Annotated in this window: 15 protein-coding genes; 1 reads left to right on the top strand and 14 read right to left on the bottom strand. The window is 67.5% G+C overall.

Features of this window, described 5'->3' with window-relative positions:
• Positions 1-1,118 precede the first annotated feature (1,118 nt).
• The 6 genes from D7X30_RS26470 to D7X30_RS26445 form a co-directional block, all read right to left on the bottom strand.
• Positions 1,119-1,688, bottom strand: coding sequence for a hypothetical protein (locus tag D7X30_RS26470; protein WP_120565888.1), 570 nt, complete (start codon positions 1,686-1,688; stop codon positions 1,119-1,121).
• A 19-nt stretch (positions 1,689-1,707) separates the two neighbouring features.
• Positions 1,708-2,991 (bottom strand): AHH domain-containing protein, encoded by a 1,284-nt coding sequence (locus tag D7X30_RS26465; RefSeq protein ID WP_370051663.1) that lies wholly within the window; start codon positions 2,989-2,991, stop codon positions 1,708-1,710.
• Between the two features lie 935 nt (positions 2,992-3,926).
• Positions 3,927-5,081 carry a protein kinase gene (locus tag D7X30_RS26460; RefSeq protein WP_120565752.1) on the bottom strand — a complete coding sequence of 385 codons (1,155 nt, stop codon included), beginning with the start codon at positions 5,079-5,081 and terminating at the stop codon, positions 3,927-3,929.
• Between the two features lie 190 nt (positions 5,082-5,271).
• Positions 5,272-7,077 (bottom strand): serine/threonine-protein kinase, encoded by a 1,806-nt coding sequence (locus tag D7X30_RS26455; RefSeq protein ID WP_120565751.1) that lies wholly within the window; start codon positions 7,075-7,077, stop codon positions 5,272-5,274.
• Entirely contained in the window at positions 7,074-8,012 is a 939-nt protein-coding gene (locus D7X30_RS26450) for a DUF2381 family protein (protein WP_158619395.1), read from the bottom strand. Before D7X30_RS26450 ends, D7X30_RS26455 begins: the two co-directional genes overlap by 4 nt.
• A gap of 4,350 nt (positions 8,013-12,362) precedes the next feature.
• Positions 12,363-12,878: a hypothetical protein gene (locus D7X30_RS26445; RefSeq protein ID WP_120565886.1), complete on the bottom strand. Its 516-nt coding sequence runs from the start codon at positions 12,876-12,878 to the stop codon at positions 12,363-12,365.
• A gap of 1,282 nt (positions 12,879-14,160) precedes the next feature.
• Here D7X30_RS26445 and D7X30_RS26440 point away from each other — a divergent pair.
• The gene (locus D7X30_RS26440) at positions 14,161-14,586 is read left to right on the top strand and encodes a hypothetical protein (RefSeq protein WP_147443311.1); all 426 of its coding nucleotides are present in this window, start codon (positions 14,161-14,163) and stop codon (positions 14,584-14,586) included.
• On the opposite strand, the gene D7X30_RS26435 is transcribed toward D7X30_RS26440, so the two are convergent.
• From D7X30_RS26435 to D7X30_RS26400, 8 genes are all read right to left on the bottom strand, one after another.
• Positions 14,564-15,748: a site-specific integrase gene (locus tag D7X30_RS26435; RefSeq protein WP_120565748.1), complete on the bottom strand. Its 1,185-nt coding sequence runs from the start codon at positions 15,746-15,748 to the stop codon at positions 14,564-14,566. The two genes, D7X30_RS26440 and D7X30_RS26435, sit on opposite strands and share 23 nt — an antisense overlap.
• Before the next feature lie 326 nt (positions 15,749-16,074).
• Positions 16,075-17,229 carry a protein kinase gene (locus tag D7X30_RS26430; protein ID WP_120565747.1) on the bottom strand — a complete coding sequence of 385 codons (1,155 nt, stop codon included), beginning with the start codon at positions 17,227-17,229 and terminating at the stop codon, positions 16,075-16,077.
• Positions 17,230-17,388: 159 nt separating this feature from the next.
• The gene (locus tag D7X30_RS26425; protein WP_120565746.1) at positions 17,389-19,197 is read right to left on the bottom strand and encodes a serine/threonine protein kinase; all 1,809 of its coding nucleotides are present in this window, start codon (positions 19,195-19,197) and stop codon (positions 17,389-17,391) included.
• Entirely contained in the window at positions 19,194-20,063 is an 870-nt protein-coding gene (locus tag D7X30_RS26420; RefSeq protein WP_120565745.1) for a DUF2381 family protein, read from the bottom strand. Before D7X30_RS26420 ends, D7X30_RS26425 begins: the two co-directional genes overlap by 4 nt.
• A 100-nt stretch (positions 20,064-20,163) precedes the next feature.
• A complete protein-coding gene (locus D7X30_RS43085) occupies positions 20,164-20,919 on the bottom strand; it encodes a DUF5953 family protein (RefSeq protein ID WP_120565744.1) in 756 nt (251 codons plus the stop codon).
• Positions 20,916-21,833 carry a DUF6310 domain-containing protein gene (locus tag D7X30_RS26410; protein WP_120565885.1) on the bottom strand — a complete coding sequence of 306 codons (918 nt, stop codon included), beginning with the start codon at positions 21,831-21,833 and terminating at the stop codon, positions 20,916-20,918. Before D7X30_RS26410 ends, D7X30_RS43085 begins: the two co-directional genes overlap by 4 nt.
• A 393-nt stretch (positions 21,834-22,226) precedes the next feature.
• Positions 22,227-23,675 carry a carotenoid oxygenase family protein gene (locus D7X30_RS26405; protein ID WP_120565743.1) on the bottom strand — a complete coding sequence of 483 codons (1,449 nt, stop codon included), beginning with the start codon at positions 23,673-23,675 and terminating at the stop codon, positions 22,227-22,229.
• 29 nt (positions 23,676-23,704) lie between these two features.
• Positions 23,705-24,169, bottom strand: coding sequence for a hypothetical protein (locus tag D7X30_RS26400; protein WP_120565742.1), 465 nt, complete (start codon positions 24,167-24,169; stop codon positions 23,705-23,707).
• Positions 24,170-24,308: the final 139 nt, after the last annotated feature.

Raw genomic sequence — 24,308 nt, 5'->3', positions numbered from 1 at the left:
CCGTGTCCGGGTTCCTTGTCGTTAGTGCCGGGACTGTTTGCCGTCAACTGGCTAACAACCTTTGCTGCTACAGAAAGTAGAATTGGGAGTCCCACAACAACCAGGGCGACGCCGCCCAGGACATTCCACACCGTCTGATTGAACTTCCATTCCGGGTACGTCATCAAAGCACCTCACATTCCTACAGGAGCACCAAGTAGCCTAGTTCTCCATCATCCACCCGACCACTAAGTTTTGCTCGGCTGAGTCATCGCCCGAAAGCCTGATTCCTTGACGGGCGGGGATAACTTGCCATGGCGCAATGTGGGGCCTGATGCCACCTGGCCGCGCGTGTGGCGGGCTGGCCCGGGGGCCCGGGCGCGTTACTTCGCGCAGGGACATCGCGCGGTGGCAAGCACCTCAGGCTGTGCGCGCCGCAGCGGCGGGGCCGGCTATGCCGAGCGCCACCTCGGGCGGTGGATCACGCCCGGTGCAGTGGCGGCTACCACGTGTAGAGCACCACCTCGGGCCGTGGCGCCTGCCCGGTGCGCGGTGACCGCCAACGTTCGTGCCGAGCACCACCTCGGCGGCGTGCTGCCTGCCCGGCGCGTGGCTACCATCGTCCGCGCTAGCTCGGAGCCGTAGAACTTGCCCGTGCCGGGTGCCACCTCGGGCCGTGGTGCCTGTCCGCTGCGTGGCCACCAGGGCCCGAGCACCACCTCGGGCCCTGGTGCCTGCCCGCGCCGAGCACCACCTCGGGCCGGGGCCCACCCGGCGAGCAACGGTAGCCAGGGCCAATGCCGAGCGGTGCCACGGGGGCGTGGCGCCCTCCCAGCGCCCGTAGTGGCCAGCGCCCGTGCCGAGCACCGCCTCGGGGCTGGAGTGGCCACCCGGTGCGCGGCGGTAGCCACGGCCCACGCCGAGCGTTCCCTAGAGCTGTGGCGCCTTCCGATCCGGCGCGCAGTGACAGCAGCAGCCCACGTTGAGCATCACCTCGGCCCATGGTGCCTACCAGCCCGGCGCGTAGCGGCAGCCACGGCCCACGTCGAGCACCACCTCGGGGCCGGACTGCTCACCCGATACGCGGTGGCAACCCACGGCCTACGCCGAGCACCACCTCGGAGCCGTGGAATATGCACCTAAACCTCTTCAAACTTCATTCCCGTGGCGTCCAGGCGCTCTAGCGCATCGCGGATTTCCTCACGGACGATTAAGGCGATGTGCCAGCCCCAGGTACGGAACACCTTGGAGTCGCCCACCTTGGAGGGGTCAATGCGCAAGCCCCATATATCCCGGTACTGTCCGACCTTCTCAGGTCGCCCATCCTCTGGCGTCCATATCTGGACCTCTTCGCAAGCCTCGTTGGCAATGCAGCGAATCAACCTGTTGGCCACGAGGACGCAGAACGGCTCGGGTTGGCCCTCAATCCCCACAGGGAAGAGCTGCACGTCCTCGGGAGCGAGCTGAGCGAAAACGGGCACGACCCTGGGATGTACCACCGGGGTCGCGATGCCCCCATAACTAAAGTCCACCGCCCTTCCCGGTCTGGTAACGGGAAGCGTCAAGCGCCCCGGGTCGGGAAGGCGCCTTCCATCCGTGAACGCCCACGGGTCGTCCAACTCCCGGCCCTGAAGATCAGCGAGCATTCCCAGCGACCAACGGCCCTTGACGGACATATCGACAGCAAGCTTGAAGTACCGCTTCGGCATGTTGACCATTCTGGCCCCGCTAGGTGCCCGTCACCAGCCTGTTGAACTTGGTGCCTGGAGTGGCGATTTCCTGCCCCAACTTGCGGAGTTCGGCTGTCAGCGCCTCGCGGCATTGCTGCATGGATCGGCACCCTCTTGTTGCATCAGTCAGCCGCTCGAAAACTCGCTCGTGATACTCCAAGGGGTGCGGCCCCTTGTGGCCCTTGACGCGAACGATGTTGGCCGGGTCGTCCAGCGACATGCCCGCCTTGTCGAAAATCTTCTGAAACTCAGGCGACCACGGGCCGTCATTGTGGGGGGACTTCCACCACTTGTTCGTGGCGATGTGGTGGTCGTGGCCCTCCGCATCCACCGGGGCGGCAGCCGTGCCCCCCAGGGCTCGTGCCGTCATGGCCACAGCATTGGGGGCGAGTGCCACCGTGACGGCCTCGCCCGTCACCGCCACCGCTCCCACTTCGCCCACGGCGCCAAGGCGGATACCCGCGCGGCCCCCGGCCAGTGCCGCCGCCTGGGCGGAACCGGGCAGCGGCGGCACCTTCGAGGCGAAGCCCGCAGCCGTGTTTCCGATGGCCACCGTCGCCAGCAGCGCGAAGGCTCGCGCCGCGTTCCGGCCCATCACCTTGCCGTAGCCCTCACCCGCATCGCGGAGTTCGTCAAACGTGGTGGCCCGGTCCGCCTCTTCCACCAGCCGTTTGAAGCCCGCTATCAGCGTCCAGAAGGTGTCCACCCCAAGGTAGACAATGGCTGTCGCCGTCATCACGGCAGCCAAGCCCTTGGACACGGGCTCTGGCACCGACCAGAGGACCAGATAGAAGGTCATGGTCCACAGCGCCGCCGAGAGCGCCGCATGCGGATCGGCCATCCCTTTGAAGGCATCCAGCATCTCTTCCAGGACAACACCTTGAGCCATGGCCATGGCCAGCGCATAGCGCCCGTCTCCGGTGACGGTAGGATTCTCCGCCAGCAAATGCAGACAGTCGCCCTTGCGCCCGGTGCGCTCGCACCAACGCAGATATGCCCGCGTCAGCTCCACCTCCGCTAGCGGCATGTCGGAGGCCAGTGCAGCCCCCTCCATTGGCGTCATCCGCCGGGTGCGCGGATCGAAGAGGTACGTGCCGCCTCGGGCGTCCACTCCCATCAGGCGCCGCGCGGCCTGCTCGGGATTGGCCGGGAGCCTCACGCCCCGCGCCAGCCTCGCCACGGCCGCTTTGAACTCGCGCCGCTCCACCTCCACCGGCCCGGCTTCGTCGCTGTGAGGCGTGAAGACGACTGGCGACCCCTGGCCTGTTTCCAAGCGCACCACGCGCCCTGAGGCACAGCCTGTCAGCCAAACCAGCAGGAGTAGCGCGACAGTGCGATGTACCCTCATCAAGTCCCCCAGCAGGAAAGAGCTTCATCCTCCAGGGCGAGGTAGGGCCACGGCCAGAACCCAGCGGATCGGGCCTCCCCGAGCGCCACCTCATGGCGTGGCATCTGCGAGGTACGCAGCGGCGGCGAGGATTTATGCCGAGCACTACCTCGGGGCCGTGGCGCCTGCCGGTGCGTGGTGGCCGCCAACGTCCGTGCCGAGCGCCAAGGCGGGGCCGTTGAGCTTGCCCGCGCCGAGCACCACCTCGGGCTGTATAGATGACCCGTGCCGAGGAACACCTCGGAGCCGTGGTGTCCTCGCCATATGGAGTGACTGCCAGCCTCCGCGCCGAGCACCACCCGGGCGCCGTGGAGCTTGCCCGGTGCGCAGTAGCGGCCAGAGCCCGTGCCGACCACCACCTCGGGGCTGCGGAGTTTGCCCGGTGCGCGGCGGACACTCGCGCCGAGCGCCACCTCGGCCCCCGTGGTGCCCATCCCGTGCGCAAGGGTGGCCACAGACCCAAAGTCCCGGGCCACCTCAGACGCGAAGCGCTGCGCCGGATCGGCCTATAAGGCAGGCCGACAACGCAAAGCTCGCTATGAACACCGCGTGCGCAGAGGTTTTTCGGCCCTACTCGGCCAACGGGAAGAGGTGTCCAAGGGGATGAACCACCGTCAGGCGAAGAAGACAGAACACGAGCCCGTTGGCGCACTGGAGAGTTGGAGGCTTCACCTCTCAAAGACGTTCAACGCATCCGGCGGATGGCCGGATGAGAGACAAGTGCCCCACGGGCGCGCTAGGCGCTTGCCACTCCTGCGCGCCGGGCGGGCTCCACGAACTCAAAGCGGCGTGGCGCCCCCCCCCATGGCACTGGCCGTTGAGAAGCAGGCTCATGCCGGGCTTGGTTCCGTCGTGATGAAGTCTTGATGCCTCAAACTCTTTGGGCTTTCCTCATCCTCGGCCATCGCTTGGCCAGCTCCTCGCAGTGCCGCTTGAATCTCCTGCGAAGCCATCCTGGCGGTGAAGCTCCCGCGCGCGCGCAGCACCTTCGCCAAATCGTCTTGCAGTGTCAGCGCGGACATGTGCCGCTCTGCTGGTTTACGCCGCAGCAGCTTGCGGAAGACAGCCCGCGTGGGCTCTGAAAGCGTTTGTGTCGCCGCTTCTACATCGGCCGGGGTGAAGGTGGCCGCACGCAATATCGTCTCCTCCGGATCCACCCCGTGCCATGCGTTCCTCATCCGTGCGATAGCACTGCGCAGCGGCTCCGTTTCCCCTTCCGGGACCAGCACCCATAAATCCTTTGGCAGCAGGTTGTAGGCACTGAGCAGGTGTTTGCCGGTGGCGAATTCCAGCAGCACCATTCCCAGCATGAACAAGTCCGAACGCGCGTCCTCGGGCTGGCCTAGCAATGCCTCCGGAGAAGCCCAAAAGACTTCGCCCCGCGTGCCGGGACGACGCGTGGTGCGCTGGCCGGGAAGTCGTGCGGACGCCACGCCAAAGTCCGTCAATTTGACCTGTCCATCGAAGGTCACGCGGATGCGTGTCGGGTCAATCGCCCGGTGGACGATTTTCAGCGGATCCCCCTGCGCACTCCGGCAGGTGTGCGCGTGCGCCAGGGCCCCCGCAATCTTGGCCCCGACATACAGCATGAAGGATTCGGGGAAGTAGCTCCCCCGCGCTGCCGCGACGTCAAGGAGTGTATTCAGCGAGAAGCCGGCGACAGCTTCCGTAATGACAAACAGAGTGCCCTTGGCTTTGTGCGCTCCATGGACGCAGGCGATGTTCGGGTGTCGGAGGAAGGTGGCCAATTGGATCTCTTCCTCCAGTCGCTTGCGTGCCTCCTTCCACACTGCCGCAGAGTCAGACAGCGGCAGCGCTTTGAGGATGACTCGGCGGACCACCTTGTCCTTGACGCGCTGGAGGGCCGATAGGACGCGCTCGCCATGATGGCCGGGGCCCAGGTCTTCCAGCATTTCGTAAGTGGCACCCTTGAGCGAAAAGAGCACCAGTCCTTCGGGAAACAGGGAAGTACCAGAGTACGGCATAGGGCCATCTCCTTGCGGGCGAGCGGGAGCGGACGCCGCGCCCACGCAGGAAGGAAATTACTGGCAGGTAGGCCCGAAAGAGAAGGATGCCACGGGTTGAAGACTCGGCATTATTGCAACCCTGTGGCTGAAGTCATTGGGGACGGTTTTCAGGCGCCTTTCTGTAACGCGCCTTTACGCCCCAACCTCATCACTTTGGCCCTCCGAAGAAGGTCGCACCGTCTCTTGGACGCACGAGCGCGGCACCGGGCTTGGAACCGGGCAGCTTGTCCAAGCCCCCATTGAGCGAGAGTGACACGCAGACTTCGTGTTCTGCGCCATTTGGCAGACGCGCCCGGGTGTAGCGGCCCACCACCGTCGCCCCTTCCGTCCACACCCGGCCGTAGAGCCGCGAGCCCTCGGGCAACCTGCTCAGTGTGTCCTGAGTTTCGGATTCGAGCTTCCCATCGCCCAGCAGGGTCAAGCACTCACCCATGTCGTCGCTCCACATGCGGCCTGCGGCCTCGCATTCGTCGGGCGATCTCAAGAAGGGCTGCTTCGCGTCAACGAGGATTCCGACCTGCGAGCCGTCATCGAGACCGAGCCTCCGCATGCTTTCATATGCCGCTGCGGAGCACTTCTGCTGCGTGGGCTGCACCTGCTGCGCGGGACAGCCCAACAGCGCGGCGGCCAACGCCCCCGCCTCCGCGCACTTCTTGAGGAATCCACGACTGACAGCGGGCGCGGACTTCGTGGGCGGCATCGCGGCTGGCGGATTCGAGGACGGATTCGTGGGGGCAGGCACAGAGGGACTTTCCTTCACGGCGGGGGGCACCTCGGACGGGGACGGTACTGCACTGGCGGGCGGTGCGGGCGGTGAAGGGTGTGCCTGGAGAGCCTGCGCACGAGGGTCGCTGGAGGATTCCGGCACGCCTGGGACGGGCGGCGCTTCGCGTAACGGGGCTTCGCGCAGCAAGGCGAAGGCGCCGACAACGAGCACGACGGCGGCCACGGCCCCCGCCAGCACTCGCCGCCGTGACTTCGCTGGAGGGTGGCCCGTGGCTTCCAGGGCAACAGCGCCCGTGTCCGGAGGCGCCTGCACGGGGGCCAGCCATTCCGCGCCCTCCTGGGCCCCCAGCGCTTCCAGTGCCTCCCGCATGGAGGCCAGCGAGGGACGCCGCTTCTCGAAGTCACGCGCCATCCACTTTTCCACCCACTCGCTCAACGCCTCGGGGACGCGAGGGTTGGCGGTGCGTGCGGACGGGGGCGCCCACATGGGGCTGTTGACGTCGATGCGGGGCGCCTTGCGCGCCTCCCACCCACCGCGCGCGGGCTCGGCGTCGGTCAGCGCGTCATAGAGGCACACCGCCAGTGAGTAGAGGTCATCCTCTGGCGGGAAGGGGTAACGCGCGTCGGGGTTGTTCTGGTTCTCCTTGAAGAAGCGCGCCGCTTCCGGAGAGCGGTAGCGGTTGGTGCCCGGGGGCAGGGGCGCGTCCGTCAACTCCTGCGCTCCCGAGTATTCCCCCGCGCCCAGGTCGATGAGGACGGGCTCGCCGTCCACCTTGCGCACCATGACGTTGGAGAGCGACAAGTCTCGGTGGCGCACCCTCCGGCCGTGCATGTGCTCCAAGGCATGGGCCAGCTTCGCGAAGAGGCGTACCACTTGCTGGAAGGTGGGCCGCGCGTTCTGGAGCCACTGCGCCAGCGTCCAGCCGTCCACGTACTCCAGCACCAGATATCCGCGCCCCTGCGGCGTGCGCGCCCAGCCCTGCACCTTGGCGATATGGGGGTGGTCTACGTGAACGAGGCACACCAGCTCGCGCAGCAGGCGTTCATCCGTCTTGCCCGGGTCGGCGCTGTGCTGCCGGTGCTTGGAGAGCTTGAGGGCCACGGGCTTGCCGTCCTTCACGCCCCGGTAGACATCGCCATAGGCACCCCCGCCCTTCCACTCGCGGACGCGGTAGGCCCCCAGGCGGGAGCCGGGCTTGAGATAGCTGAAGACTTCCGCCGTCGTCATGGTCCGTTCTTCTCCTGCGCTGGAGTCCCGTCCTCAAGCACCACGCCCGGAATGGACAGGGGCCGGGCGCCGTCCGCCGCCTCCTGTATCACCAGCCGGAAGGCTTCTCCGTTCGGCCCGGACTCCCCCTTCTTCCAATCCAACTCCACCGCCACGCGGCCCGTGCCGTTGGGCGGCAGCACGTCCGGCGCCATGACCACCGTGCGCGCCTCCACGCGGCGGCCGGTGGACGGATTCTCCAGCCATGCCTTGCCCGGCCTCCAAGGGGGGCCGGAGCGGTTCGACACCTGCACGGCGAGCACCACCCACGCATCCGCCTTGAAGCGGTGGACGGACGCTACCTCCAGGCCCGTTGTGGCACTGAGGGGCGGCGCACGGAGTCGCTTGACCTTGACGCCGGTGCTCGCTTCCACCTGCCCCGAGAGAATCCAGCCGGAGGGGCCCGTGGCTGTGCCGCGCTCGCGTTGCGCGGTGAGTGCCGCCTCACATGCGGAGCAGCGTGCCTCCAACGCGGCCAGCCGGGCCTGCATCAACTCCGGCGCGCTGGCGTCGCGGAACACCAGGACTTGCGCGTCCACCACGTCCGCCGCCGTGGTGAGTTTGAAGACGGGCGCCGTCAGGATGGATTCGTTGAGAAACGGCACGCGCAACGTCACCGCTTCGCTCAATTCCTCCAGCGCCCGGAGGGTGAGGGAGCGCTCTCCCACGGCCAGGATTTCGACAGGCGCTTTTTCGCCCAACTTCACGGCCTGCGCGTTGATCGGCGTGTCGAACGTGAGCGTTGTAGGAATGCGGGTGGAGACGCGCACTCCCTCGGCTTTCGTGGTGAGCGCGACATTTCGCATCCGTAACCTGGGCAGGGCGGAGTCCTCCGCTGCCGCTGCCCACGCCGCGAAGGACAAGAACGCCAACAAGAGCCCGGAGAGTCGTGGCAAGGGGCGAAACCTCATGCGTTGACCCTAACAGACGCCCATCCTGCCCGAGCGTGCGCCCGCCCCTGGCAACGTGCGATTGCGAGGGCCAGGTCTGAAGGTGTGCCGAGCAGGTGCGAGCCATTGGATGCACTCGCAGGGTTGCCCTGAGGTGGCGTGCGGCGGGTGCTGACTGCTGCAACTTGGCCGGGCTCCACAGCCTCCGAGGTGGTGCTCGGCGTGGACGCTGGCTGCTGCGCACCGGCCGGACTCCACCGTCCCGAGGTGATTCCAGGTGCGGGTGCTGGTCCGCCGCACCGGCCGGGCTCCACGGCCTCCGAGGTGGTGCGCGGCGCGGGGGCTGGCGGCTGCGCACCGGCCGAACTCCACCGCCCCGAGGCGATGCTCAAAGCGGGCGCTGGCTGCTCCCCATCAGCCGGACTTCACGCGCCCCGGTAGAGCACGGCGCGATATGGGTCCATGGCCCCAGGCGATACTCGGCGCGGGTGTTGGCAGCCGCCATGCCCTGGAGGACTTCCACGGCCTCCGAGGTGAGGCTCGGAGTGGGTGTTGGCGGCTGCGCACCCGCCAGACTCCACGCGCCCCAAGGTGGCACGGCGCGAAAGGACTCCACGGCCCCCCAGTTGACGCTCGGCGCGAAAGGGCTTCACGGCCCAACGTGGCGCTCGGCGTAGTTGCTGGCTGCCGCTGTGCCCCGGGTGGGCTCCACGGCCCGAGGTGGTGCTCGGCGTGAGTGCTGGCCGCTGCGCACCCGCTACCCTCCACGGCCTACGAGGTGGCTCGGCGCGAAAGGACTTTACGGCTTCGACGTGGCGTGGTGCTCGGCTGCTGGCAGCCGCCATGCCCTGGCGGATTCCAGGGCTTCCGAGGGGGGGGCCGGCGCTGGCTGCCGCTGCGCCTTGGCGGACTTCCAGGCCCGAGGTGGAGCGCGGCGAGAAAAGGCGCCACGCGCCTGAGCTGGTGCGCGGCGCGAAACGGCTCCGACGGGGTGCGCGGCGCAAAATGGCCCCGAGGGGTGCGGCGCGAAACGACTTCCCATCCCGGAGGGTGCGGCGCAAAACGGCTCCGAGGGGCACGGCGCGAAACGACTTCCAGGACTCCGAGGGAGGCGGCGCTCGGGGGTGGGTGGCTGCCGCGCACCAACCGGCTCCATAGTCCCCGGGGAGATGCGCGGCGCGAAAAGACTCCACGGCCTCCGAGGGGGTGCTCGGCGCGAAAGGATGCCCGGCCCGAGGGGGTGCTCGGCGCGAAAGGATGCCCGGCCCGAGGGGGTGCGGCGCGAAAGTGTTCCAAGGTCCCGAGGGGATGCGGCGCGAAACGGCTCCACGGCCCCCGAGGGGGTGCGGCGCGAAACGGCTCCCACGCGCCCCGAGGTGGCGCGGTGCTTGGGTGCTGGCGGCTGCGCACGGACTAGGATCCACGGACCGAGGTGAGACTCGGCGTGGCCGGTGCTGGCTGCCGCCGTGCCCTGGCGGACTCCACGGCCTCCGAGGGGTGCTCGGCGCGTCTGTTGGATGCTGCGCACCGGCCGGACTCCTCGCACCCGAGGGGGCAGCGCGAAAAGGATGTACGGCCCCGAGGGGGCTCGGCGCGGGTGCTGGCGACTGCGCACCACGGCCTCCGAGGTAATGATCGCCGCGGCTACTGGCTGCGGCGCACTGGCGGACTCCACGGCCCCAAGGTGGCGTTCGGCGCGGCGGCTGAACGCTGCACACTGGCCTTGATCCACACTCCACGGCCTCCATGGTGGGGCGTGGGGTGAGTGCTGGCGGTTGCGCACCGAATGGACTCCACATGCTCCGAGGGATGCTCGGCGCCGCTACTGCGCACTGGCCGGGCTCCATGTACCCCGAGGGGGTGCTCGGTGCGGATAATGACCGCTGCGAACCGACCGGGCTTCACCGCCCCGAGGGCGTGCTTGGCGCGCGTGCTGGCCGGGCTCCGCATGCCCCGAGGCGGTACGGTGCGAAAGGGCTCCACGGGCCCGGGGGTACTCGGCGCGCGTGCTGGCCGCTGCGCACCGGCCGGACTCCGCGCGCCCTGAGAGAGTGCGGCGCGAAACGGCTCAGCAGACTCCGAGAGGGCGCTCGGCGCGAAATGGCTTCCCGGACTCTGAGGGGTGCGCCGCAAAACGCCTCTACGGCGCCAAGGGGGCGGCGCGAAACGGCTCCATGGGGCTCCAAGCGGGGCAGTGCTCGGGTGATGGCCGCTGCGCACCGGCCGGCTCCGTAAGCCCCGAGGTAAAGCTCGGCGCGAAATGGCTCTCATGCGCCCCCGAGGGGGCGGCGCGAAATGGCTCCACGGCCCAGAAGGTGAGGCTCGGCGCGAGATGGCTCCACGGCCCAGAGGGATGCTCTGTGCGAAATGGTTTCCATGCGCCTGAGGGGGGACGGCGCGAGAGGGCTCCACCGCCTCCATGGTGAGGCCGGCGCGCATGCTGGCCGCTGCTGCGCCTTGGCGGGCTCCACGCGCCCCGAGGTGAGGCTCGGCGCACGTGCTGGCCGCTGCGCACCGGCCAGACTCCACCGCCTCCGTGGTGGGGCTCGGCGCGCGTGCTGGCCACTGCGCACCGGTAGGACTTCACCGCCTCCGTGGTGAAGCCCAGCGCGGAGACTGATCACCGCTGCGTCTTGGCGGACTCCACTCACCCCGTGGTGAGGCTCGGCGCGCGTGCTCGCCGCTGCGCACCGGTCAGACTCCACCGCCTCCGAGGTGGGGCTCGGCGCGGAGACTGATCACCGCTGCGTCTTGGCGGACTCCACGCGCCCCGTGGTGAAGCCCGGCGCGAAACGACTCCACGGAACGAGGGGGGCTCGGCGCGAATTGGCTCCAAGAAGGCTCCGAGGGGATGCGGCGCGAAACGGCTCCACGGATCCCGAGGGGATGCTCGGTGCGAAACGGCTTCACGGATCCGAGATGGCGGCGAAGCCATGCCCGGTACGGCGACCATTGACACCGAGCGCATGAAACCGAGGGATCGAGCAATTGCGGAATATCGGAGGGCTTTCGCAGCCGCCTCACCGGTTGCTTGCCGATTGAGTCCCCCAGAGCGCAGCTCCTACGCACCGCCCCGTAGCCCTTTCGCACCGCACACCACTTCGGGCCATGGAGTCGGCCAGGGCACGACGGCAGCCAGCACCGAGCCGCGCCCGATCATCACCTCGGTCCGTGGAACCGTTTCGCGCCGCCCTTCCTCGGAGTTCGTGGATCCATTCCGTACCGAGCACTCCTCGGAGCCGCCTTGGAGCCACTTTGCGCCGAGCCCCCCTCTCTCCGTGGAGTCGTTTCGCGCCGAGCGTCACCACGGGGCGCGTGGAGTCCGCCAAGACGTAGTGGTGATCAGTCTCCGCGCTGGGCCTCACCACAGAGGCGGTGGAGCCCGCCAAGGAGCAGCAGCCAGCACGTGCGCCGAGCCTCACCACGGAGGCGGTGGAGCCCGCCCAGGCGCGGCAGTGGCGAGCACGCGCGCTGAGCCTTACCTCGGGGCGCGTGAAGTCCGGCCGGTGCGCAGCGGTGTGCATGCGCGCCAGGCCTCACCATGGGGCGGTGGAGCCCGCCAAGGTGCGGCAGCGGCGAGCACGCGCGCCGAGCCTCACCTCGGAGGCGGTGGAGTCTGGCCGGTGCGCAGCGGCGAGCATGCGCCCCGAGCCCTACCTCGGGGCGCGTAGCGCCCGCCAAGGCGCGGCAGCGGCGAGCACGCGCGCCAAGCCTCACCACGGAGGCGGTGGAGTCCACCAAGGCGCGGCAGTGGCCACCATGCGCGCCGAGCCTCACCACGGAGCGGTGGAGCCCTGCCGGTGCGCAACGGCGAGCACCCGCGCCGAGCCTCACCTCGGAGGCGGTGGAGTCCTGCCGGTGCGCAGTGGCGGTCAGCACGCGCGCCGGGCCACACCTCGGGGCGTGGAGTCCTGCCGGTGCGCAGTGGTGATCAGTCTCGGCGCCGAGCCTCACCTCGGGGCGCGTGGAGCCCGCCAAGGCTCAGTGGCGAGCACGCGCGCCGAGCCCCACCTCTGCGGCGCGTGGAGTTTGGCCGGTGCGCAGTCGCCAGCAGCCGTGCCGGGCGCCCCGGAGTCCGTCCAGGCGCAGCAGCCAGCCCCAATCAACGTGCCCTCTCGATCCGGCCCCTGGAGCACGGCGCCATTTCGGTGCCCGTGGAGCCTCAACACCCACACCGAACGCCAACGAGAGCGCGCCGAGCCGTACCTGATCGCCCTGCCCGTCGGAGAAGAGGAGAGGGAGCGGTCTGCCGATCCGGGGCGACCACGACGGCGGAGACCTGGGACTCCGGTCGAGCGATTACCGAAAACACGCGCTCTCGGATGACCATCAACACTGGTGTCCAACCCGGGCGTGTTAGGGAAGCTGCACGCTCAATCCGCTGTTGGGCCCCGGTGGCAGACCCAGCGCGGTATCCGTTCCAGGATTCGCCTGGAGGTCCTTTAGCAGCCGATGCGGATCCTTGGCGGCACCAATCATGGCCTCTGACGCAGGGCGCGGGTTGCTCACCTCCTTAGCGCGGAAGACGATCACTTCCTCTAGGTCGTCCGCAATCGCGCAACGGCAGACTGCGCGGATGTAGAAGCGATTGAACTCACCCTCTGCCAACGTCTCAGCGGCGGTGTGCGGCACCTTGGCCGGTCCAGTGCTTCTCATCTCCATGGTCTCAATCTGGCCGGGCTTCCGCAGCGCATCGGTGAATGTTCCTACATCACCCGCGCGGGCTGCCTCCTGAAGATTTCGTGCGTAATCCCGCTCGCCAGCGGAAGTGAGCCGCTTGCTTAAGTAGAGGGTGCCCTGGGCGATGTCGCGCTCGATCTCTTCGAGCATGAAAGCGCGGGTGCGCGCGTCAAGGTTCGGAAAAGTAAACATCGAGATAGTCTCCATGTGGATAAAAGGGAAAGGAACTACGACCGCGCCTTCGCCTCTACCACATCGCGCTCCCAGGAGGTAGGGCGCCTCCCGTGCTACCCGGCGCAGAAGGCGAGCCTCGACGCGCGAGGGCTCCACGGGGCCCGGCTTCACCTGTCCGACACGCGGGGCTCCACTGTCCCAGCAGGTGATCCTGGAGGCGGGATGGTGAGGGGGCTCCCGCTCATGGCCCCTCAGCCGGAAAGCTCCGTGCCACTCGGGGTGGGGCCGGAGCGCGGAGGACTCTGAGCGCTGTCCATCTGGCGCACTCCACCAACTCGGCAGGCCGCTCCCTCCCCTCTCCTCACACGGGGCACGGCGATCAATTACGCCGAGCCCATCCGCGCGCATGGAACGGGGCACGGCAGCCGCCTGGAGGGACAAGCGAGCTAGCTGGCAGCATCCTCACGAACGCGGGCGAAATGGCGGGACGGGAGCGCCCGCGTCAGGCCCAGCGGCGCAAATTCGCTCGGGTCCTAACGCGTCTGGGGGCGCCGTTGGCGAAACCCTGCACGGCGCGCGAAACGCAGCGCGTGGGGACGGCTCACGCGGCGAAATGTCCCCACCAGACACACACCAGGGCCACACGGGGCCAATTCGCGCCCTCGGCGGGTGCGTTTCGTTTCGCCATCGGCGCCGCTGCTCGCGGGTCGGCGCGAAACCCCGGCAACGGCTGGAGGTGCGCCCCTACGCGCCGCGAGGTCCGCCCGACTGAGACGCAGCAGAGTGGGGCCGGGGGAAAACGCGCCGTCCCTGTGGGCGCGTTTCCGGATCCGGAAACGGCGCGAAACGGGCCGCGCGGCGCCATTTCGCCCGAGGACGCGCCCGCCGTGGCGCACGCGCGAAAATGGCGCCGCTGTGGCGCCGCACGGCGCGAAACGTTTCGCGCCGTGTGGCGCAATTACATATCGCCATTTCGCGCCCTCTGCGGTGCAATTGCAGGCGGCGAAATGATTCGCGCCGAACGGCGAAACTCCGGCGCGAAACTGTCTCCCTCAGAGCGCGAAAATACATGCCTCAATACGGCGAAACTCCCGCCATGCAGGGAGGGCAGTATTTGGGGGAGGTGTTTGACAATTGTTTGTCTTATGCGAGAAAATTAGGGGACGCAGTGAGGCTGCGGGGTGCCTTCCACTTGGAAGGCGGGCCCTCGGACGGAGAAAACTCCGACGCTCGGCACTCCTCACTACGGACACCGCCAGGACGCCCCACGGGGCATCCAGACGCCATCAGGTCGGCACCCATGAAGGACACAAACGAGGACACCAGCAACACGCAGCATCCCCCCGCCATGGACAGCGGCACCGAGTCCACGTTGCTGCGGGAGATCCACCATGAACTTCGCAGGCTACGGGAGGCCGTGGGCGTGATTCAGGCTCGCATCACCCAAGCAGCTCCCGTCCAGGCCGCCCGCGCCGTCACCGTGGACGCAGCAAGGGCCCTTCTCGGCTGCGGGCGCTCCCAGGTCTTCGCACTCCTCAAGGCGGGCGCGCTGAGTCGCGCCCCCAAGGTGGGCAAGACGGCCATGGTGACGGTGGAGAGCATCGAAGCACTCCAGGAGCGCTTCGGCCGCGAGCCAACCCCCAAGCTCAAGCGGCAACCCGCCCGGAGCACTTCCACCGGGCGGGAGACACGGGAAGCGATTCTCAGGATGCTGCGGCAGCCTTGAGCGGCAGCACTGCCGGATCCTCGGGATGCTCCAGCCGGAGCGGCACCTTGATCATGGGCGGCACCGCAACGTTTTCGTAGAAGCGCTTGGTGGTCGCGGGCGACGTGTGCCCCACCACGGCGGCAATAGCAGCAAGCGGCAGCCCTCCCGATTTGGGCCGCACTTCCTGGCCGCATTCAGAAGCCCAGGTCACAAAGCTGTGCCGGAGTTCCCCAAAGCGCACCAGTTCCATGCCCAGGGACTTGCAGGCCCGCCGCACCACGCGCCGGATGTGGCTGTCTACAGGCGCAGCACCGCGCGCCTGGAGCCGTTGCGCTGCCGCGAGCGCTTGACGGTCGATGCTCTGGACGTGAACACGCCCGCTCTTGTGGACGAACCGAAGGGTTGCGGCGATTTCGCCCGGCTCCTTCAACACCGTGACCTTGCCCTCGCCTTGGGCAAGCCGCTCAATCTCCGTGCCGTGCATCCCCGTCTTGGCGTGGAGGCACAGCACGTCGCGCACGCATTGAACGTCCGTCACCCGGCGCATGTCCTTGCGGTCGAAGTTGGTGAACTCCCACCCGGTGATTGCTCGGTAGAGCCGTTCAATGGTTTCGATGCTGTAGCCCTTTTCACGCACCGACTTTTCGGGACGACTGACGGGCACCTTGAGGGAAATGGTGGCGTCCTCGGCCACCGTCAACGTGCCCTCTTCCTCGCGCAGCCACGCGCAGAATGCCTTGAGGGCCGTGACCCGGTTCTTGCGCGCGGTGGCCTGCCGGTTCAACTCGCGTAGAAGGTCCTGGAGGGTGACGGTGCGCAAGTCGCGGCCCGAGAACGCTTCCGCCCACGCGGCCAAGTAAAAGCCAACGCTGCTCACGTAGCGCTTCGTCGTTCCCGCGCGTCGCATGAAGTCCAGGTAGCGGCCCACGGTCGGCGCGTCCAGGTAGACGGCGGACTCTTGCTTGAGCTTCTGGGCTTCGCCCTTGGTCCGGTAGCCCTCGGGATCTCGCATGAAGAGGGCCAGCTCTGCTTCGGCTTCCGTCTCGCTGCGGGCGTCGAGGTGGACCGTGTACGTCTTGCCCGCGACCATCTTGCGCAGCACGTACACCGGGCGGCCGTCCTTCGCCGTGAACGTGCGCCCGCCCTGCCATTTGCCTGTCCAGACCTTGCCGCTACCCATGCAGAAAGACTCCAGTTTGGTCCAATTTCGGTCCCAACTGACCGGATTTGGTCCTTGGAGTCAAACCGCGCCCCCTCGGCAGGAGGGGGCGCGGCTCAAGGCGGTGGGTTGCTTCTTGTGGAGGCGGAGGGAATCGAACCCGCACCGGGCGGTGCGAAACTCCCAGCAGGATCGCGCCCTTACCTCGCTGCCGCTCGGAGCGACCCGGATTCGATATCCCGCCGCATGACCTGTTGTCCCGCCGTGTTCCATCCCATGCCGCAGCTTCATGCGACATACGTGCAACATGGCGGGACTGGAGTTGAGCCTCCTCGCAGGCAGCGTGGCTAGTTCGTGCTGATCTCGTCCTGGGACACCTGGAGGCCACGGGGGCGCCGCATGCCCAGCTCGACCATCACCTCGCGGGATCGCTTCGCCATCTCGTGCAGCTCCGACACCGCTTCCTTCCGACCGTAGGCGTCTCCCTCTCCGAGCCAGCGGCGCAGGTCAGCCGCCAGTTCCCTCGCCGTTTGGTAGCGGGCTTCCGGGCGGGGCTGGAGGAGCTTGCGCAGAGCCAGGCCCAGTCCCTGCGGAAGCGGCTCCGTCAACGCTTCCAGGTCCGCTTGCGAGTAGGTCGCCGCGCGCCAGATCGCGTCCTCCACGCCAACAGGGCTTCCAGCGAGCCGAGCCCGCCTGACGGCACGTCGGACCCGCACGCGCTGCCTGCCTGAAAGCGAGTCCTTCACCTCTTCGGTCAAGGCGTCAGGGGCATCCAGGAGGTTCTTCCCCGTCGCGAGTTCAAGCAGGACATTGCCAAGCGCGAAGAGGCCCGAGCGCGCATCCACGCGGCCCGTCAGGAGCATTTCTGGGGAGGAGTAGAACGCATCCCCCTGTGGCTGGCGCACCGTGGACGAAACGCGGCCCGGCAGGTCCGATAGGGCGAGTCCGAAGTCGGAGACCTGCACGTCGCCGTTCCAATCGACGAAGATGTGCTCAACGTCGAGCGCCCGGTGGACGATGTTGAGGGAGCGCCCCTGTTCGTCCTTCGCCGCGTGGGCATGCTCCAGGGCCTCGGCGACGCGCGCCCCGACATGGAGGGCGAAGAGGGGAGAGAACCGGCGACCGCACTCCCCCGAGAGCGTCAACAGGGTGTTGATGCTGTGCCCCGACGGATGCTCGGTGATGACGTACCAGCACCCCTCCGCCTTGTGCAGCCCATGGACACGGAGGATGCCCGGATGGTCGAGGTACGTCGCGAGGCGCACCTGCTCTTCCAGCTTCGCCCGCGCCCGCTTGATGCGAGGCAGCTCCATCAACTTCGGAACGCCCACCGCCTTGAGCAGCACCTTGCCCCGGATGTTGCCCTCGGAAGTACGGCGCCGGGCCAGCAGGAGACTCAACCCGTGGTGGACCTCTCCCAGGTCTTCGCGGAACTCGTACTGGAAGCCGTCCCGCGTGAAGAGAATGGCTCCGCGTGGAAGCCTGAACTCACTTTCCGACATGCTCTTTCCTCCTCTTCGCGCAGGCATCCGAAGGCCGACGCGTCGTGGACGACGTTACCTGTGGGATGGGCCGTCGTGGAACGACCCTGGGAGGTCATGTCGAGTTTGAGGAGGAGGGGGCGAAATCAAGCACCTACCCACCACGTCGCCCGGGCGCGCTCAGGGCCAGCGGTCCACCACTGTCCCGGAGCCTCGATTGACCGCCATCACCTTGCCGTCCTTGAACGCCACGGCAGTTCCCTCGTGCACGAAGCAAATGGGGTACTCCTCCTGCCCCGGGAGCTTCACGCGGTCGTACCGGATGACGAGTGCCGGCCCCTCCGCACGCCCCATCTTGTCGGAGAGGTAATAAGCCTTGCCGTAGAAGCGTGTGCCCTTGGGGGCGACCGCCGCCTGCCGGTCATTGTTGACGCCTTTGGGGACCACCCCCACCACCTCCGCGCCAGCGGTGAACCATACATTGTCAAAACCCGCTTGGCGCTCATCGAGTTGAAGGGAGAATCTGTCCCCTTCCTCCCAGTGAAGTTGCTCCCGCATGGCCTCTTCCGCCCCAGCCGGGCAGGTGAAGCGCTCTGGACGGATCTGGGCACCCGGACAACCCGCCGCCAGCGCCGCGACGAGCGACAGCGACGCGCACTCGACGGCGGCAACGGACTTCTTCGGCAGGCGGGGCGCACGTCCTGGGGGCGAGGCTTCGGGGGCTGGGGTCTTCAAGGCGGATCCTTCCTTCGGGGCAGCGGCGATGGCTGGCCCCGGGACTGTCGCGGACGAAGGGCCAGCAGGTGTCATAGCAGGAGGGTGTGTTTCGGGCGGTGCGGAATGGGTTGTGGCAGGAGGAGGGCGTGGGGCTGCGGCGTCGTGCGGCCCGGCAGGCCCGCCGGTGGCGCTTCCTGACGAGCGCCAGAGGGCCGCAACCATGACGAGCGCGACGATACAAACGACGCCTGCAAGCCACCTTCCCGCGCGAAGCGGTCGCTCCATCATGGCCACATGCCGCTTGAGGGATTGCGGCGTGGGGGGCATCGCCAGTGCCCCAGGTGTTGACCCTCCGTGACGCTGATCAGCGGGTGGATGGGCCGGCACATCATACTCAGCGGAGCGCTCGCCACGGAGATCCGCCAGTTCGCGGCGCAGCGCCTCGGTATCGACCGGACGCCCCTTGGGGTCTCGGGCCAGGATGGTCTCGACGAGGTCGCTCAGGGCCGCTGGCACCCGCGCATTCGCCAATCGAGGGGGCGGCGGTGGGAGGGCAGGGCTGTTCAAGTCGAAGCGCGGACGAAACTCCGTCGGGCGTGGGTCGGTCAGTAGTTCATGGAGCATGACGCCGACCGCGAAGATTTCGTCGGCGACCTGGAAGGCGTAGCGGGCCCGGTGCTCGTCCTTGTGCTCGCGCAGGAACTTGAACTGCTCGGGCGCACGATAGCGGTCTGTCCCTGGAGGCAACCCCCCATCCGTCAGGTCTTCGGCGAAGGTGTAGGTCGCGCAACTGAAATCGATGATGACGGGCTCACCGTCGCTCTTACGGATGAGCACGTTGGACAGCTTCAAGTCCCGATGCAGGATGCCCCGGCGATGCATGTATGCCAGCGCACCGGCGATCTTCTCGAAGACCCCGAGGATTTCGCGAACGGTCGGGTGCTTACGCTCCGCCCACTCTGCGAGCGTCCAGCCGTCCACGTAGTCGAGTGCGAGGTACAGGTTCCCACTCTCCGCCAGGCCGTACCCCTGCGGCCGGACGATGTGGGGGTTGTCCAGCATGAGCAGCGCCGTCAACTCCCGCAGCGTCCGGGCATGGGTCTGCTTGGGGTCGCCGCTGGACTCCCGGTGCTGGGCCACCTTGATGGCCCGGTGCCTGCCGTTCTTTTCGCCAAGGAAGACGAACGCAAAGCCTCCGTCACCGAGTGGCTTGGAAACCTGCCACCCGTCAATCAACGTACCGGGCGGAACGTGAAGCAGCGTCGCGCTCATTGGGCATCCTCCGCGGCGGGCTTCGGGAAGCGCACGTCTGGAATCGTGAGCCGACGCTCCCCATCACCACGCACCTCCAGGGTGAAGACGAGGTCTGCTTTCGTCTTGGGTACTTCCACGACCGCCAGCACTCGCCCGTTCTCCCCCGGAAGGATTGCACCCGGCTTCTCGGCTACGAGTCGCGCCCGCAGGGGCATGCCGACTCGCCCCACGAACATCGCTTCTCGTGGTGTCCAAGCGGGATGGTCAGGGCGGTTCACAATCTTCACGTCCGCCAGAATCCAACCGGCGCCCCGAAAGGCTACAATTGAGTCCAAAATCAACCCCTGCACAGCATCAAGCGTGCCTTTGCTGCTGGACGTCGTGACGCCCTTCGCGTCCACGTAGCCGAGTAGCACGAAGTCTTCCGGCCTCGGCGCCGGGACTTGAGCCGTGGGCTGGCAGGCCGTGTTCGGCGGCTCAGGGCGCTGCACATCGATCCGAGAGTCCACTTCGGCCGGGTCGGTCACGAGCACGAACGCTGCCCGTGTCGGCGCTCGGCCGTCAGCGAAGAAGACCCCGATCTCTTGACGCTCGCCCGCAGCGAGATTGGCCACGGGCTGAACGATGACGGAACGCTCGCCCGCGTCCAGGACGCGGATCCGCGATTCATCAAAGGTCAGGGTCTTCTTCTGGATCGGCGAAGAGAAGAGGAACACCGTCGGGGTGTCCCCCGCAACGCGGACGATGGGCAACGGTTCGGCGGACGTGCTGGCGATGGCGACGGAACGTTCCCGCCTGCCCCGTGCCCCCGGTGCCGGCTCAGCCCTCGTAGCAGCACCCCACACGAGCGCGAGCGCGAGAGCCAATCTGAAAGGTTGGAGCAATGGTGCATGACCTCCCGGATGGGAAGGCTACCATCGCCGATGTCCGCGCAGTGGGGCTCTTTCCTACAGCCGGAGCGATGCACCGGGCTCCTGACTCGGGTCAAGGCGCTGCACGTCCGCCGATCTCGGGGAACCGCTCGTAGGTCCGCTTGAGTGCATCCAGGTGGGCGGGGTTGTCGTATGCGAGCGGCTCAGCCGTGAGCTGCACAACCCACCCATTCGACGCCGTACGCCGCGCCCGCGTGAGCAACTCGGCATCGCGAGCAGGATCCGGGAACCCGATGGTCTTCGCTGTGGCAGCAGACCAATAGTTCAGCCACCCAAGGAACCAGGGAGTCGCAGGCGTGGGGAGCTTCTCTGGAAGGTTGAGCATGGGAAGCCCACGGGGTGAGCGCTCCGGTCCATGAGGCGAACGGCGAAACTGCTGTGCGACCTCCGAGCCGTAACCGTATGGCGAAACATGCCCCCAGTACGCGTGAGAGCCCTCGGCCACGGCCTCAATCACAGCCGCCGCTGCCGCGATCGCGGGTGCGTCCAGTGGTATTTCCGCATGCACTTCAAGCCGCGCTTGTCTACCCGGGCTGAGGCGCCCCGACCTGCCCCTCCCCGAAATCGTCACGGGGTAGCTCTCATCCCCGTTGCACAAAAGGGGGAATTCCCCGTCTTGTGTCATTTCCGCGAGCCATGCGTCGCGATGCGGCAACGCAATGAGGGGGCCGCTCTCGGGGATGTGCCACGCCAGGCGCAAACCGGGAAGTGCCTTTTCCATCCCATGGATGACATCCAGCGTGCGGCCATCGTTGCCCACGAGTGCGGGCGCGTAAACGATGAGGGTGAGGGAATCAGGCGTGGTCATCGTTTGCACCCTGTGACGACGACATCAAGTAGGGGATCTGCTTCAAGCAACGCGTCCTTGTGCGCTTGGGTACTCACCCCAATCACGTAGCCATATCCGCATGCCGCCGCCGCGTCTTGCTCCTTTTCTATCTGCGCCAGCTCCTTCTCGATCTCCCGCCTCCGGATGAAGTTGGAGTACGTGTCGAATTGATGCGTCTTGATCTCCCAAAGCTTGCGCACGCCGACTTGCAGCGCATCGAAGCGCACACCACCAACGAGCACGTCCATCCCGGGGTAACGGTTGGGTGGGAATTTGTCGGCACATTCATTGTGTGGGTCATCCTCGCCCGCGTGGGGCACCGGAACAGGTTCGCAACTGGCGCGCCCCGTCCGGTCTACGGGCACAGGTGGCACCGGGGGCTGCCAGTCCTGCCCCGCTGGCTCGGGCTTCAACCTGGGCTTGCGTTGCGCTTCAGCTTCCCGGGATGCCACCTTCGTTCCTCGCGAGGTCCCTGCTTCCTCGGGGTAGGCGTGGCGGAGTTCATACGCGTCCAGCGCTTCTTTGATGGCGACGCCGACCACCACCACTCCAAGCACGATCACGGCTCCCACGGCAATCTCAGGAGCCGCCAGCACGCAGAAGCCGATTCCCACGGCAGCGGCGTCAGCGGAGGCGACCGTGCATCTTCCCGTGGTGTCATGGAACTCGAGCCGGTCATGGTCGAGAGTCCGATAGCACTTCTCCACCAGCACAGGCCAAGGCTGGGAAGCCTCACGGACGACGCACCGCCCCCCGTCAGTCCACGGCAGCGCCGCCGCACGCTGGAGATTGGCGATCCTCGGGTTCCGGGACGCGCGCTCTGCTGGGCTCGGTGCCGACGTGGCGCAAGCCGAGAGGAAGAGTAGGAGTGCGGCGTAGGCGCGGAGTCGCATGGTCACGTCCTTTCAGGCGAGCCAGCGAGCTGCGGGGCAATGCTGGACGCATGTGGAGCATGCCAGTATTCATTAATTCCATGAATAACACGAATACAATGGATATCATGAGGGCGCTGAGGCGTGGCCCGGAGCGCACCGGCGTGCGGCCCATGGGCTCCCCGTCAGCGTCCCTCACTTCCCGTTCTGCTCCCGCCCGCTACGCCGAAGAGGGCTCCTGGCCTTCCCATGCTCTCTCGGGGGGAGGCGCAGGGTGGGCAAGCCGCCGGGGCTGGGGACGGGGGAGTCGCCGGACATGGCGGTATGGACTGGCACTGAAGCGCGCGCTTCGCCCCTGACGAATCGTATGGGCTTCTGCCGTGTTCGCGCGCGGCCGACGGCCCGCCGCGGCCCCTAACCGTGGGCCGCGCCGTTCCTGGGGGGCAGGAACTCGCCGTGGAACGTGGGCGGCAGGCCGTGTTCGAAGTGACAGCGTGCCACGGGCCCCGCGTCCAGCCGCTCGGCGTCCAGCACGGCCACGTGGGTGGTGTCCGTCTTCGTGTCGTAGACCTGGGTGAGGACCCAGCCATCGTCCTCGGCCTTCGAGCCGGGGCGGGGCACGAAGACGCCCTCGGAGGGGTACTGGCCCTCGCCCAGCTCGGCGCGTGTCACGCGGCCGGTGGTGACGTCCACGCGCACCATCGCGTCGTACATGCCGCGCCGGGCCGCGCGGGTGGAGTGCGCGCCCATGTAGGCCGCCTGGTACGGCCGGCACTCCACGCTGGGGGCCACGCGGGGGAACTCGCAGCTCAGGTCCATCAGTTGCTCGCTGCGGAACGTGCGGGCCTTCAGGTCGATGATCGCGCGGTGGAGCATGCCGTCGGCCTCGATGGACGGGGTGGCGCGCACCAGCTCTCCCAGCCACTGGTTGGAGGCGAAGTCGGGGTAGCGCACGTAGTCCACCACCAGCGTGTCGCCTTCCTCGTACGCATTGCAGAAGTGCCAGTTGAAGAAGGAGTCGGCGGGGATGCGGATGGGGTGCGCCACGTCGTCGATGGGCACCACCACCACCTCCGCCGCCGCCCCTGGCCGGAAGGAGACGTTGTCCGAGAATGCGCCGATGCGCAGCAGCATCTTCAGCACGTCGATGCGCATGGCCGGCAGGAAGAAGACGAGGTAGCGGTCCGTGGCCATGAAGTCATGGACCATGGTCGCGCCGGGCAGCGGCACGGACCCCAGGTGCCGCGCTCCGGCGCCGTCCGGCAGGGCGTACAGCTCCAGCGTGTTCACCCGGCCGTGGTGCTGGCCGAAATTGTAGAGGGTCTTGCGCGAGTGGACGCGGCGCGGGTGCGCGGAGAACGACTTCATCACCACGCCGTCGAGGTTCGTCTCGCCCAGGCTGGACAGGTCGTCCGGGGACAGCTCCACGGGGAGGTTCGGCTCGTGCAGCGCGTACAGCCGGCCGTTCCACGGCATCACCGCCGTGTTCGCGTTGTTCTTCTGGGGGTTGAGCAGCTTGTTGCGCAGCGGCGTGGGCATGGCGTAGCTGCCGTAGAGGTGCCGACCCGCCTTGCGCTCCGTGACCATGGTGCGCGTGTCCAGGAGCTTCGCCGCGCCCTGGACACCGTCTGGCCCGAAGCGCACGCCCATCACGCCGCCGTCGCCGTCGAACCAGTGCTGGACCGGCAGCCCGTGCACGTCGAACGTCCACGCGCCCGCGCGGAACAGCGTCCCGCGCAGTCCTTCGGGAATCCGTCCCTCCACCCGCAGGGGCTGGAAGTCATGCTGACGGGAGATGTTGCGGAAGGCCCGTTTCCAGGCTGGAAGGGGAGCAGCGGCCGGCGGAGGGAGCGCGGTGGTCATGGCGGGTCCGGGAAGAGCAGGGCGAAGGGTCAGGGCGAGGGCTGGGCGATGACCTGCGGTCCGAGCGCCCGGGCCTGCTCCTCGGCCTCGTCACGGCGAATCCCCACCAGCGTCCACATGCCCCCGCTGAAGTCGATGCATCCGAAGAACATGATGATGGGCTCGCACAGGCCCAGCACCGTGCAGACGATCAGCACCAGCGTGATGAAGGTGCGCCCCATCACCGCCCAGACGAAGAACTGGCGCAAGTTCAGGACGGCGGCCTGGTGGGACATGAACGACATGGACACCAGCAGTCCGCCCGCCATGCGCATGAAGAACAGGTTCCCATCCGCCGCCCCGGGCGAGATGCCCATCACCTGGAGGAACAGGCCCGGCACCAGCAGCAGCGTGAAGGCCAGTGGGAACGTGTAGAAGACCCACACGTACATGGACCGGCCCGCGTGGCTCAGCGTGGATAGCTTGGGGAACACCTTCGGGGCGAACAGCATCATGTGGACGGACTCCGGCGGTCAGGCTCGAGGCGGTAACGGCAGCGTAGTGGAAAGCACAGGCGGCACGCATCCCGCACAGGGGGGCGCCAACCCCTCTCTTGACACAGCGCCTGACTGTCTCGTTCACATGGACAGGGTT

The organism is Corallococcus sp. AB011P (genome assembly GCF_003611605.1).
Classification (GTDB): domain Bacteria; phylum Myxococcota; class Myxococcia; order Myxococcales; family Myxococcaceae; genus Corallococcus; species Corallococcus coralloides.
This window is presented reverse-complemented; position numbering and strand designations above follow the sequence as displayed.